This is a genomic window from Falsiroseomonas sp. (assembly GCF_051859025.1).
Lineage (GTDB): Bacteria > Pseudomonadota > Alphaproteobacteria > Acetobacterales > Acetobacteraceae > Falsiroseomonas.
This window is the reverse complement of the sequence record NZ_JBHYGL010000037.1, coordinates 16,393-29,029: the sequence shown is the minus strand read 5'-3', so window position 1 is coordinate 29,029 and position 12,637 is coordinate 16,393. Positions and strand designations below refer to the sequence as shown.

The 12,637-nt window shown below is 71.0% G+C and carries 9 protein-coding genes, 1 tRNA gene and 1 pseudogene; 6 read left to right on the top strand and 5 right to left on the bottom strand.

The window, feature by feature from the left end:
- Window positions 1-164: 164 nt before the first annotated feature.
- Both ACTIE5_RS23250 and ACTIE5_RS23245 read left to right on the top strand, forming a co-directional pair.
- Window positions 165-1,160, top strand: a complete 996-nt coding sequence (locus ACTIE5_RS23250; RefSeq protein WP_439552107.1) for a Bug family tripartite tricarboxylate transporter substrate binding protein — start codon at window positions 165-167, stop codon at window positions 1,158-1,160.
- Complete coding sequence (locus ACTIE5_RS23245) at window positions 1,150-1,872, top strand: hypothetical protein (protein ID WP_439552106.1); 723 nt, start codon at window positions 1,150-1,152, stop codon at window positions 1,870-1,872. Before ACTIE5_RS23250 ends, ACTIE5_RS23245 begins: the two co-directional genes overlap by 11 nt.
- Window positions 1,873-1,947: 75 nt before the next feature.
- Here ACTIE5_RS23245 and ACTIE5_RS23240 read toward each other — a convergent pair.
- Both ACTIE5_RS23240 and ACTIE5_RS23235 read right to left on the bottom strand, forming a co-directional pair.
- Window positions 1,948-2,127, bottom strand: a pseudogene (locus ACTIE5_RS23240) (DUF6538 domain-containing protein); the annotation flags it as partial.
- Between the two features lie 100 nt (window positions 2,128-2,227).
- A tRNA-Gln gene (locus tag ACTIE5_RS23235) sits at window positions 2,228-2,301 on the bottom strand.
- Window positions 2,302-2,611: 310 nt separating this feature from the next.
- On the opposite strand from ACTIE5_RS23235, the gene ACTIE5_RS23230 reads away from it, so the two are divergent.
- From ACTIE5_RS23230 to ACTIE5_RS23220, 3 genes are all read left to right on the top strand, one after another.
- On the top strand, window positions 2,612-5,176 hold the full coding sequence (locus ACTIE5_RS23230) for a calcium-binding protein (protein WP_439552105.1): 2,565 nt from the start codon (window positions 2,612-2,614) through the stop codon (window positions 5,174-5,176).
- Between the two features lie 125 nt (window positions 5,177-5,301).
- Window positions 5,302-6,426 carry a Ppx/GppA phosphatase family protein gene (locus tag ACTIE5_RS23225; RefSeq protein ID WP_439552104.1) on the top strand — a complete coding sequence of 375 codons (1,125 nt, stop codon included), beginning with the start codon at window positions 5,302-5,304 and terminating at the stop codon, window positions 6,424-6,426.
- A gap of 17 nt (window positions 6,427-6,443) precedes the next feature.
- Entirely contained in the window at window positions 6,444-7,181 is a 738-nt protein-coding gene (locus tag ACTIE5_RS23220; RefSeq protein ID WP_439552103.1) for an RlmE family RNA methyltransferase, read from the top strand.
- Between the two features lies 1 nt (window position 7,182).
- Here ACTIE5_RS23220 and ACTIE5_RS23215 read toward each other — a convergent pair whose 3' ends face one another.
- On the bottom strand, window positions 7,183-8,478 hold the full coding sequence (locus ACTIE5_RS23215; protein WP_439552102.1) for a hypothetical protein: 1,296 nt from the start codon (window positions 8,476-8,478) through the stop codon (window positions 7,183-7,185).
- 299 nt (window positions 8,479-8,777) lie between these two features.
- On the opposite strand from ACTIE5_RS23215, the gene guaB reads away from it, so the two are divergent.
- Window positions 8,778-10,283 carry an IMP dehydrogenase gene (gene guaB, locus ACTIE5_RS23210; protein WP_439552101.1) on the top strand — a complete coding sequence of 502 codons (1,506 nt, stop codon included), beginning with the start codon at window positions 8,778-8,780 and terminating at the stop codon, window positions 10,281-10,283.
- A gap of 274 nt (window positions 10,284-10,557) precedes the next feature.
- Here the strand turns inward: guaB and ACTIE5_RS23205 are convergent, their stop codons facing one another.
- A complete protein-coding gene (locus ACTIE5_RS23205) occupies window positions 10,558-11,850 on the bottom strand; it encodes an SPOR domain-containing protein (RefSeq protein WP_439552100.1) in 1,293 nt (430 codons plus the stop codon).
- Window positions 11,851-12,008: 158 nt separating this feature from the next.
- Complete coding sequence (locus tag ACTIE5_RS23200; protein ID WP_439552099.1) at window positions 12,009-12,509, bottom strand: hypothetical protein; 501 nt, start codon at window positions 12,507-12,509, stop codon at window positions 12,009-12,011.
- Window positions 12,510-12,637 lie beyond the last annotated feature (128 nt).

Genomic DNA, 12,637 nt, shown 5'->3' with positions numbered 1-12,637 from the left:
CGGTCCGCCCCAGGCAGGTTTGCCAACGTCCAGCGCCTGGTGGTGCCCAAGCGGGCACCGCTATGCGCGACCGTGGCCGCCAGTGTTGTATGGCGTCGGTATCCCACTTAGGCTGCCCCCACGCGCGGTCCGACGGCGGATCGCTCATCGGGGGAGAGGGCGGCATGCCCAACGGAAGCCTGGCGATATCGCGCCGCGCGCTGCTCGTCGCCGCCGGCGCCGCTGCACTGCATGGCCAGTCGGCCGGCGCGCAGGGCGTGTGGAAGCCGGCGAGGGAGGTGAAGATCCTCTGCGGCTTCGCACCGGGTGGCGCCGGCGACCTGCTGTGCCGCCTGATGGCCGATGCGCTGCGCGCCCAGTGGGGCCAGACGGTGATCGTGGAGACGCGGTCCGGCGCCGGCGGCATCATCTCCGCCGAGGCCTGCGCGCGGGCGGCGCCGGATGGCCATACCGTCGTGCTGGCGACGATGGCGATGCTCACCGTATCGCCGCAACTCCCCGGCGTGACCATGCCGATCAATGTGGAAACGGATCTGACGCCGATCGCGAGCCTCGCGGGCATCTACAAGATCCTCGTCGCCAATACTCAGGCGCCCTTCCGCGACGTGCCGGGGCTGATCGCGCATGCCCGCGCCAATCCGCAGGCGGTGACCTATGGCTCGGCAGGCGTCGGGTCCAGCCCGCATCTGGCGGCGGAGTTGTTCGCGCGGCAGGCCGGGATCGAGTGCACCCATGTGCCCTATCGCGGCGGCGCGCCGGCCATCACCGACCTGGTGGCGGGCCGGATCGGCTTCATGATCGGCAACATGCCTGAATTCCTGGGCCAGATCCGCAGCGGCGGGCTGCGCGGCATCGCCTTCGGCGGCAGCGGCGCGGCCCCCGCCTTGCCGGACCTGCCTCTCATCAAGCAGTGGCTGCCGCGCTACGACGTCAGCAACTGGTTCGGCTTCTGCGGGCCGGGCCGGATGCCGGCGGAAATCCTGGCGGCCTGGAACGGTGCCTTGCAGGCGGCGCTGGCGGACCCGTCGACGCGCGGCAAGATGGTGGAAGCCGGGATGGAAATCATGGGCGGCCCTGTCGCCAGCTTCACCAACCTGATCGCTGCCGACCGGCAGCGCTGGGGGGGCGTCATCCAGGCGGCCGGCATCCGTGCCGACTGAGCCGATCCCGCCGGAGGTCGTCCGGGCCCGGCTTGAGGAATTCCGCGCGCGCCGCGGCTACGTCCTGCCCCACCAGGGCGCCATGGCTGCCGCGATGCCCGACCTGCAGGACGCCTATGGCGTCATGTACAAGGCGCTGACGCTGACGGAACGCCACCTCGACCCCTTCGAGAAGGAGTTCGTCTGGCTGGCCATCCTGACGGCGGCCGAGGAGCATGTCGGCACCCACCATGTGGACCTGTTCTTCCGCACCGGCGGCACGGGGCCGCAGGCCGAGGCGGTGTTCCGCCTGGTGGCATGGGCGCGCGGCGCGGACACCTTCGGCTTTCTCGACAAGCACTGGCAGGGCTATTTCCCGGAAGTGCCGGCCGCCGCCGCCTATTGCGCCGGCACGGCGGCGCTGATCGCCGGGCTCGGCGTGCCGGCATATCTCGCGCGGCTCGCGCTGCTGGGCATCCACGCGGCGCGGGGCGCGCACTGGCCGCTGACGGCCGACCTCGAAGCCGCCTATGGCGAGGGGGTATCGGAGCCGAAGATGGCCGAGGCGATGAGCCTGGCCATGTGGCCCTGCGGCGTGAACCGCTTCCTGGAGGCCAGCGGCGTCTGGCTCGACCTGTTGCGGAGCGGCCGGGTCGAGCCATCCCCCGCCTTTCGTGCCTGGGCGGAGACCCCGGGGCAGGATGGCTTCGTTCTGGCGCCTCGCGGCGGCTGAGACCTCGCGAGGCCAACCGCGGTCGCCGGGCCCTGAAGCGCAACCCGGCTTGGCGACACCGGAAGCGGAATGTCGGCGCGCCATGCGGGCGTCGCAGGTCATCAGGGATAACCGAAGCTGCCCGGTCGACGGCCGCGTAACGGTGTCTCGCAGGGCACTGGGAAGCCGCCGAACCCAGTACCAGGTGTCACCGCGACGGATCAAATGGGCAGCGCCGGACCGCAACGTCTGTGGTTGCGCCAGGCGTTCATGCACCGCAGATGTTTGCTACTCATGCTGCACAGCGCGCTCGCCTCTCGGCCTGGACGTCAGTGCGCGTAGCTAGGTGCTTGAGAGAGTGTGGCTATCGCCGAAGTGGCTGGGGGACCTGGATTCGAACCAAGACTGCCCGAGTCAGAGTCGGGAGTTCTACCGTTAAACTATCCCCCACCAGCGAGGCATCGTGATGCCGTTCGCGGCGTGGCGGCGAGGTAGCATGCTGGCCGGGGCTCGGCAACAGCCCCCCGCCAACTCCCATCGCCTGGGAAATCGAGACAGCGGGGACGGCAGCGCGCGTCGCGCCTCGCCCGCTGGCCGGCCATCATAACGCCTTTGTGATCGCGGCCGGGACCGGATCAGTTCCCGTAAATGTCCATGATTTCGCGGGTTTGCGCGAGCATGGATGCGATGCCGCGCGACGATCGCGCCGTTGCACGGAGGGAGGGCGCCGATATCTTCCGCGGCGTTAACGGAGAGCCCGATGTTTCAACGCTTCGGTACGCGGCTGGCTGACACCCTGATCGGCACGGAGGAGGAGGAGACCCTCTACGGCGGCGGTGGCGATGACCTCGTCCAGGGCCTGGGCAGCGGCGACTACCTCTTCGGCAGCGCGGGTGACGATACGCTGCAGGGCGGCGACGGCGCCGATACCCTTCACGGCGGCGCCGACAATGATCGGCTGGAAGCCGGGGCGGGCGACGATCACCTGTTCGGCGGACAGGGGGCGGATACGCTGATCGCCATCGGCAGTGGGGCGGCCACGCTTCACGGCCAGGATGGGGATGATTCGCTGCTGGGCGGCGACGGCGATGACCTGGCGTTCGGCGGCAAGGGCGACGATACGCTCCTCGGGGGGCTGGGTGATGACGCCTTGTCGGGGGGCGATGGCAACGACGTCGTGCAGGGCGAGCATGGCGACGACGCCATCCTGGGCGGCATGGGCGACGACGATCTGGACGGCGGCGATGGCCACGACCTGATCGCTGGCGAACGCGGCGCCGATACGCTGCGCGGCGGCGCGGGGGATGACGAACTCTCCGGCGGGGCCGATGACGATGTCCTCGAAGGCGGGGAGGGCACGGATCTCCTGTTCGGCGAAGCGGGTGCTGACACGCTGTCAGGCGACGCGGGGGATGACGAGATCCACGGCGGGGCCGATGACGACCTGCTCGAAGGTGGGGAGGGCGCGGATTACCTGCTGGGCGACGCGGGCGCGGACACGCTGCTGGGGCATGGTGGCTACGACATCCTGTCCGGCGGTGCCGGCAATGATCGCCTCTACCTGAACGATGACAGTGATCCTTCCGGCGACACGATGGGGGGTGTTGTCGGTGGCGGCGACGGCGATGATCTCGTCTGGGGTAGCGGCGGCGCCGATACAATCTTGGGTGGCCGTGGCGCGGATACGCTGGTGGGGCATGGCGGTCAGGACTTCCTGTCCGGCGAAGCCGGCGATGATCGCATCTACCTGAACGATGACAGTGACCCTTCCGGCGACACGATGGGGGGTGTTGTCGGTGGCGGCGACGGCGACGACCTCGTCTGGGGTAGCGGCGGCGCCGATTCAGTCGTGGGTGGCCGTGGCGCGGATACGCTGCTGGGGCATGACGGCGCCGACTTTCTGATCGGTGACGCGCATGATGACGTCCTGATGGGCGGCGTTGGCGCCGATACGCTGACCGGCGGTGCCGGCAATGATCGCCTCTATCTGAGCGATGACAGTGATCCTTCCGGCGACACCTTGGGGGGTACTGGCGTCGCCGGAGACGGTGATGATCTCGCCTGGGGTGGCGGCGGCGCCGATGCGTTGTTTGGCGAACGTGGTGCGGATACGCTGATGGGGCATGGCGGCTACGACATCTTGAACGGCGGTGCCGGCAATGATCGCCTCTACCTGAACGATGACAGTGATCCTTCCAGCGACACGATGGGGGGTGCTGTCGGTGGCGGCGACGGCGATGACCTTGTCTGGGGTAGCGGTGGCGCCGACTCAGCCATCGGCGGTCGACACGCTGATACGCTGCTGGGCTATGGCGGCGATGACTTCCTGGCTGGGGAAGATCATGCCGACCTGGTGATCGGCGGTGACGGGAGGGACACGCTGGGTGGCGGCGCAGGCGCCGATACCCTCCTCGGCGGTGCTGATGACGATGTGTTCGACGGTGACGTGGGGAACGACCTCATGCTCGGCGGCGCGGGCGCAAACACCATGGTAGGCGGGGGTGGAGATGACCGCATCTATCTGCATGATGACATCGCCCCCGACGCGATCACGACCGGCGGGTTCGCCATCGGTGGTCTGGGTCGGGACCTGATCTGGGGCGCCGGTGGGGCCGACATCGTCACCGGCGACGAAGGCGCGGATACGCTGATCGGCGGCCTGGGCGCGGATTCCTTGCACGGTGGCGCGGGGGCGGACTTCATCAGCCTGTCGGACCTGCTCGGCCTGCTGGCGGACCATGACGGCGGCCTTGCAGGCGGTGGCAGCGGCACCGACACGATACTCGGCAGCCTGGGGGCTGATTCGATATCCGGCATGGAGGGGGCCGACAGCCTCGTCGGCCTTGGCGGTGCGGATTTCCTGGATGGTGAGGAGGGCCGGGATACGCTGCTGGGTGGCGATGGGCGCGATGTCCTGATCGGTGCGGCGGGAAGCGACCTGGTCGAGGGTGGCGCCGGCAACGATACCATCATCCTCGATACCCGGGACGGCGGGACGGATACGGTCTCGGGCGGCGCCGGGGCTGACGAATTCGCCTTCTTCGATTTCGGCGCGCGGCACCGGATCATGGATTTCAACCCGGAGGAGGATCGGTTCATCTTCATCGACCGGTCGCTGGGCGTGGTCACCTTCGGGATCACGCTGACCGGCGCGCCGGAGGGTGACGAGGCGCAGGTCGTCTACAACCGGGCGACCGGCCTGCTCTCCTGGTATGCGGAGGGCGACCAGGGCGCTGGCGTCACCGTCGCCTGGCTGGATGGGGCGCCCGATCTTCTGCCCGGGAACTTCTTCATCCAGATCATCCCCGATCCGCTGGTGGGATAGCCGAGGCCGCGGCCGCTCGCCCCGCGGGGCGGCGACTCGGAATTGCCTTGCCCCCGCGGCGTCCTGGCCGGATCATGCGCGGAGCCTGCCCACTGTCACCTCATCCCGGGGCAGGCCCTCGGACGATGATGACGAAGGATGCGCACCAGGCGGCCGATGCCGCGCCAGCCCTCGATGCCTGCGGCGCCCTGCCGTCGGCCGGGGCGGCGCTGCGCCCGCGGGATGTCGCGGCTTCCTGCGGGTCGCGGGCCTATGCGGCGCTCGACCTCGGCACCAACAACTGCCGCCTGCTGGTCGGCACCCCCGCGCCGGGCGGCAATTTCCGGGTCGTGGACAGCTTCAGCCGCATCGTCCGGCTGGGTGAGGGGCTGGGCGCCACGGGCAACCTCTCCGACGCCGCGATGGACCGGGCGGTGGCCGCGCTGCGCAACTGCGCCGACAAGCTGGCCAAGCGCCCCGTGCGGGCGCTGCAGGCGGTGACGACGGAAGCCTGCCGCCGCGCCGGCAACGGCGCCGCCTTCCTGGCACGGGTGGAGGCCGAGACGGGCCTCCGCCTGCGCGTCATCTCCGCGCGGGAGGAAGCGGAACTCGCCATGGAATCCTGCGCGCCGCTGCTGGAGGCGCAGGACCGGCGCGCGCTGCTGTTCGACATCGGCGGCGGATCGACCGAGATCGCCTGGATCCGCATCCATCCCGGCCGCCAGGTGCCGGAATTGATCGGCTACATCTCCGTCCCCGTGGGCGTGGTCACGCTCTCCGAACGCTGCGGGCCCTCCTGCTTCACGGAGGCGGGCTTCCACGCGGTGGTGGATGAGGTCGCGGCCAGGCTGGCGGGCTTCGATGCCGTGCATTGCATCGGGCAGGAGATCAGGTCCGGCGGGGTGCGGCTGATGGGCACCTCCGGCACCGTCACCACGCTGGCTGGCGTCGCCATGGCGCTGCCGCGCTACCGGCGGCCGCTGGTGGATGGGCAGACGCTGGAGGCCTGCGTGGCCGACCAGGCGCTGGGGGACCTCTTCGCCCTGGGGCGGGACGGGCTGGCGGCGCATCCCTGCGTCGGGCCGGACCGGGTGGATTTCGTCCTGCCGGGCTGCGCCGTCTATGCCGCCATCCGCCGCGTCTGGCCGGTGCCGCGCCTCACGGTGGCGGATCGCGGGCTGCGGGAGGGCATCCTGCTGCGCCTGATGCGCGCCGATCGCCTGGCGGGTGCGCGGCGGGGCGCGGCGCGCGGCTGGCATGGGACGGCCTGAGGGCCTATTGGCCTGCCATGGCGAAAACTCCCGGCGGCAAGCCGCCCAGCCCCTCCGTTCCCGGCCGGCAGCAGACCAAGGCCGGCGCCAAGCCCGCGGACCGCGCGCTGAAGACCCGGCTCCGCACCGCGGAGGGCCGGACCATCGGCAGCCAGAAATGGCTCGAGCGGCAGTTGAACGACCCCTATGTGAGGGAAGCCAAGGCGCGCGGGCTGCGCAGCCGGGCGGCCTTCAAGCTGGAACAGATGGATGACAAATTCCATGTGTTGAAGCCGGGCAGCCGGGTGGTGGACCTCGGCGCGGCGCCGGGCGGCTGGACGCAGGTATCGCTGGCGCGGGCGGGGGCGACGGCGAAGGTGGTGGCGATCGACCTGCTGCCAGTGGACCCGATCCCGGGCGCCATCCTCCTCCAGGGCGATTTCCAGGAAGCGGCGGCGGAGCAGGCGGTGCTGGCCGCGCTGGATGGCCAGGCGGACCTCGTCCTGTCCGACATGGCGCCCAACACCACCGGCCACAACGCCACCGACCACCTCCGCATCATGGCGCTGGCGGAGCTGGCGCTGGATTTCGCCGGGCGCGTCCTGGCGCCCGGCGGCGGCTTCGTGACCAAGGTCCTGGCAGGCGGGTCGGAGAAGGAGTTCCTCGCGACCCTCAAGCGGGATTTCGCCGTGGTGCGCCACGCCAAGCCACCGGCCAGCCGCAAGGACAGCGCGGAGCTCTACGTGGTCGCGACCGGCTTCCGCGGCGGCAAGTAGCCTACAGCACGAGGTCCGCAATGGCCTGCGGGACGGGCTGGCTGGTCAGCACCGCCAGGTCCAGCGTGCCGTTGCTGTCGGCATCCAGGCGATAGAGCGTGTTGTTGTTCAGAAGCTCCGCATCGCCCGGCACCTGCAGCGGCACCAGCGCATTCGGGTCGTCACGCTCGCCCCCGGCGAGGTAGCCATCCGCAACGCCGCGGCCGAGCGTGTTGGCCACCAGGGAGAAGCCGCTGATCTCCTCCGGCGCGCCGCGCACGCCCGCGTTGAACAGCGTGGGGTCCGGCAGGGTGCGGAGCAGCGACACGACGTTCACATGCGCATCCGCCGCCGTGACGGCGACGGCGCTGCCATTGGCGTCAACGGCCTGGAAGGACAGGCTTTCCCCGATATGGCTGCCGATGCGGCTGATCAGATCGCCCTGGGTGCGGATGTTGAGCGCGTTGATCACGTTCAGCACGGCGGGGTCCAGCGTGCCTCCGTTCAGTGCCTCCGTCGCATCGCGCCCGCCCAGCGCATCCACCGTCAGCAGGCGGACCGTCCCGGGCGCGGTCGGCACCCCGGCGGCGATCAGCGCCTCCGCTGCCTCATAGGCCGCGGCCTGCGCGACGGCGCCGCCAAGGCTAGGCCCCACGAATTGCACGCCGCGGCCGAGGGTGGCCTGCGCCTCCACCGCATCGGCGATCATGGCCTGGAAGGCGGCGGAGCGGAGTTGCAGTCCGCCGAGATCGACGGCCGCGACGGTATCGGCGATGGAGCCGACTTCCAGCCCGTCGATCACGAAGATCATCGGCCCGCCATCCGCCGGCAGGACCTTGATGGCGGAGAAGCCCGACTCGACGTCGTTGTACTGTTCGTTGATGGCGAAGTCGTAGCCGCGCACCTGCATGGCGATGGCATCGGGGCCGAGGGTGTTGACCACGCGCGCGGTGGCGGACAGCGCGGCGCCGACCTCGACCTGGATCTGCAGGAAGTCGGACAGGCCGGTGCGGACCTCCCCGGTTGCATCGGGGCGGCGGTATTCCGGCGGCAGCTGGTCGAGCAGACCCTCCAGCCGCGCGAAGTTCAGGTCATCGAGGTTGGCGAGGAAATCCGCCACCGCCTGCGTGGCCGGGAGGTCCGCGATGTCATCGACCAGGTCTGCGATGTTGATGGAAACGGCATCGGCCACCTCCACGGGCTGGGGCAGGGGGATGGGGTCCAGGATGTCGGTGACGGTGGAGGAGACGTCGCCGCCGGCCTGCGCGATGGCGTCCTCGATCTCCTCGAGCGAATTGAAGCTGATGCTGCCTGACATGGCGCCTGGGTGTCCTGTTGTGGGTTGGCGGTCCCAACGCCGGAGGACGGCTTGCGTTCACCCTGCGCCCGCCACCAGCGCAGCCCAGGCGCCCGCGCCCAGCATCCCAGGCGCCTGCGCCATGCATCCCAGGCGCCCGCGCCCAGCATCCCAGGCGCCCGCGCCCAGCATCCCAGGCGCCCGCGCCCAGCATCCCAGGCGCCCGCGCCATGCATACGTCACAGTATCGCCCTGGACGGGTGGGGCGCTTCCGGTGTAGGCGGGGCCGCCAAGGTTGCGGATCGAAAGAGGCTCCCGCCATGGCGCGCTCCCCAGAAGCAGTTTCATCATTCACGGCCCTGCCGCGCTTCGAGGAGGCCTATGCCTTCGACGATGTGCTGCTCGTGCCCGCCTATTCCACGGTCCTCCCCTCGGAGACCGACACGCGCACCAGGCTGACGCGGGAGATCTCGCTCAACATCCCGCTGGTGGCCGCGGCCATGGACACGGTCACGGAAGGGCCGATGGCCATCGCCATGGCGCAGGCCGGCGGCATCGGCGTGATCCACAAGAACCTCTCGCCCGAGGACCAGGCCGCGCAGGTGCGGCGCGTGAAGAAGTTCGAATCCGGCATGGTGGTGAACCCGCTGACCATCCACCCCGACCAGACCCTGGCGGAGGTGCGGGCGCTGCAGGAGAATCACCGCATCAGCGGCATTCCCGTGGTGGAGCGCGACAGCGGCCGGCTGGTCGGCATCATCACCAACCGCGACGTGCGCTTCGCCACCGATCCGAACCTGCGCGTCTATGAGCTGATGACGCGGGAGGGGCTGGTGACGGCGGATGCCGACGTGACGCCGGAGCGCGCCCGCGCCCTGCTGCACAAGCACCGGATCGAGAAGCTGCTGGTGGTGGACGACCAGTTCCGCTGCGTCGGCCTCGTCACCGTCAAGGACATGGACAAGGCGCAGGCCAACCCCAACGCGGTGAAGGATGCGATGGGCCGGCTGCGCGCGGCGGCCGCGACAGGGGTGGGGGAGGATGGTTTCCACCGCGCCCAGCTGCTGGTGGCGGCGGAGGTCGATGTCATCGTCGTCGATACCGCGCATGGCCATTCCGGCGGCGTGCTGCGCGCGATCGAGCGCATCAAGAAGCTGTCGAATTCCGTGCAGATCGTGGCGGGCAACGTGGCGACGCCGGAAGGTGCGCTGGCGCTGATCGAGGCCGGCGCGGATGCCGTGAAGATCGGCATCGGGCCCGGTTCCATCTGCACCACGCGCATCGTCGCCGGCGTCGGCGTGCCGCAGCTGACCGCGGTAATGGAAAGCGCGATCGCGAGCCGGGAGAAGGGCGTTCCCTGCATCGCCGATGGCGGCATCCGGTCCTCCGGCGACATCGCCAAGGCGATCGCGGCGGGCGCGGATTGCGTCATGATGGGCAGCGTCTTCGCCGGCACGGATGAGGCGCCGGGCGAGGTGTTCCTTTATCAGGGCCGATCCTACAAATCCTATCGCGGCATGGGCTCGCTCGGCGCCATGGCGCGCGGTTCGGCGGACCGGTATTTCCAGGCCGAGGTCTCCGACAAGCTCAAGCTGGTGCCGGAAGGCGTCGAGGGCCGGGTCGGCTACAAGGGGCCGGTCGGCACCGTGATCCACCAGATGGTGGGCGGGCTGCGCGCCGCGATGGGCTACACCGGCAGCGCCGCCATCCCCGATTTGCAGAAGAACGCCCGCTTCCGCCGCATCACCAATGCGGGCCTGCGGGAGAGCCATGTGCATGACGTGGCGGTGACGCGGGAAGCGCCGAATTATCGCCTGGAAGGCTGAACGGGCGTTCGGTGTGGCATTTCAGCCACTAAACGCCTTTAGAAGATAAAAGCGGGAAGCGCGCGGTCCGGCGCCTTCCTGCATCCCGCTGATTTTGCTGGATTCAGTACCCTAAAATCTAAAACGCATTTAGCCCATTTAGTCGTTTTAGCACCGTTTTGCGGGGGGCAGGCCCCCCGGCGGGGCGGCAGCGAAGCGGGCGCGGTTCGGCAGCGTGATTTCCAGAACGTAGCAGGAACGAGACGCCCGGCGCCAGCGCTTTCGCGGCTGCCGCTCAGCCGCTGATCCAGCAGGGAAGCTGCCGTTCGGCCAGGCGGGTGCAGAAGCGCTCCGCCTCCTCCCGGTTCGCGAAGCCGCCGAGGCGCAGGCGGAAGACCGGCGGGGCGTTGTCCCGGTCCAGCCGCAGGATGATGGGCGTGCGACCGGCGGCGAGGTCCGGCAGGCGCGTGGCGAAGCTGTCCCAGTGGCGCTGGGCCTCGGCCTCGCTGCCTGCGGCCGTGATCTGGACGCGCAGGCCAGGCGCGGGGGCCGGCCGGGGCGCGGCGGGGGGTTCCGCCGCCGGGGAGGCGATGAGCAGGGCGGCCAACTCCGGCGGTGCGGCGGCCAGGACTGCGGGCGCGGACAGGCTGGGCCTGGCGGCGGGCGGCGGCGCGGGCGCCGATGCCGGCGGGGGCGCGGCGGGTGGCGGCGAGGCTGACGTGACGATGGCTGCGGGTGACGCGGGCGCCACAACGGGTGCGGGCGAGGCTGTCGCGACGATGGGCGCGGGCGACGCTGGCGCGGCGACGGGCGCGGGCGAGGCTGTCGCGACGGCAGGCGCGGGCGAGGCTGGCGCCACAACGGGCGCGGGCGAGGCTGCCGCGGCGACGGGCGCGGGCGAGGCTGTCGCGACGGCAGGCGCGGGCGAGGCTGGCGCGGCGACGGGCGCGGGTGAGGCTGCCGCGATGACGGGCGCGGGTGAGGCTGCCGCGATGACGGGCGCGGGCGAGGCTGCCGCGACGGCAGGCGTGGGCGAGGCTGTCGCGATGATGGGCGCCGGCGACGCTGGCGCGACGATGGGCGCGGGCGAGGCTGTCGCGACGATGGGCGCGGGCGAGGCTGGCGCGGCGACGGGCGCGGGCGAGGCTGGCGCGACGATGGGCGCCGGCGAAGCCATGGCGGCGATGGGTGCGGGTGCAACCGCCTCGACGACCGGGGCGGGCGGCGCTGGCGCGGCGGCGGCTGCGGGCGCGGCTGCCGGCGTGGGTGGGGCTGCTGCGATGACCGGTTCGGGTGAAGCCGGCTCGGCCGCCGGCCGTGCCGGCGCGGTGGCCAGGAACACAGGCGCGACGGGCAGCGGCGGGGGCGGCTCGGCGATGTCCGACAGGTCCAGCAGTCGGATGCGGGCCACGCCGCCGCGGCCGGGCAGGAGGGGGGGCAGCATGATCCGGTCCTCCTGCACCACAGGGGCGGTGGCGACGACCGGGGTCAAAGGGGCCTCGGGGGGCGGGGCGCAGGCCAGCAGGGGCGAGAGCAGCAGCAGGGCGCCAAGCCTGGCCGGGGCGGCGCCGGGCCTGGCGCCACCCATGGGACGATCACTGCCTGTCATGCGCGCCGGCGTGGAGCCTCCTGCCACCGGGCGCATCATGGCGGAGCGGGGCGGGCGCGGCTACCGGGGTTGTTGCGCCGGGGGAACCGCGGGCGGTCTCCCCCTGGTCGTGCACGCAGGCAGGCCCTCCGCCCGCCTCAGCGGCGGGGCGGAACCTCGCTGATCCGCAGCGTGGCGCGCTGGGGGGCGCCGCGCTCGAAGGTGCCGATCCAGATATTGTAGTTGCCGCTGGCGGGGCGCTGGATGATGATTCCGGGGTTCACGCCATCGAAATCGTCGTTGCAGATCCAGCGGCCGGCGGCATCGTTGATGACCAGCGTCGTGTCCACGCCGGCGGCGACGGAGATGTAGAGCGGGTATTCGCCGGCGGTGTAGTTCAGGTCCACATCGGGCTTGGAGAAGTCGATCCAGCCGGCGCAATCGGGGCCGATGCCGGTGGCCTCCCGGTCCCCGCCGGCTTCGACCTGCACCTCATGCGGATCGGGTTCGAAGCCCGCGCGGAGATTGGCGGTGGCGTAGCGCGGCTGCGCGCGCCAGTCCGGCGTGGCGCTGGGCGCGGGGCCCTTCTGCTGCGCCAGCACCCCGGCCGTGGCCATCACCATCATCACGCCGGCGGCGGCGATCGTCCTCAGCATCATTCTGTCCTCTGCGGCGCGCCGGGGGGCGCGCGGTGCTACGAGGCGCGCCGGATGCGCGCCGGGCGCCAGATGAGCCCGGCGCGGGGGCGTGCCGCAAGGGCCGCGCAACCGTTTGAAACACATCGCGC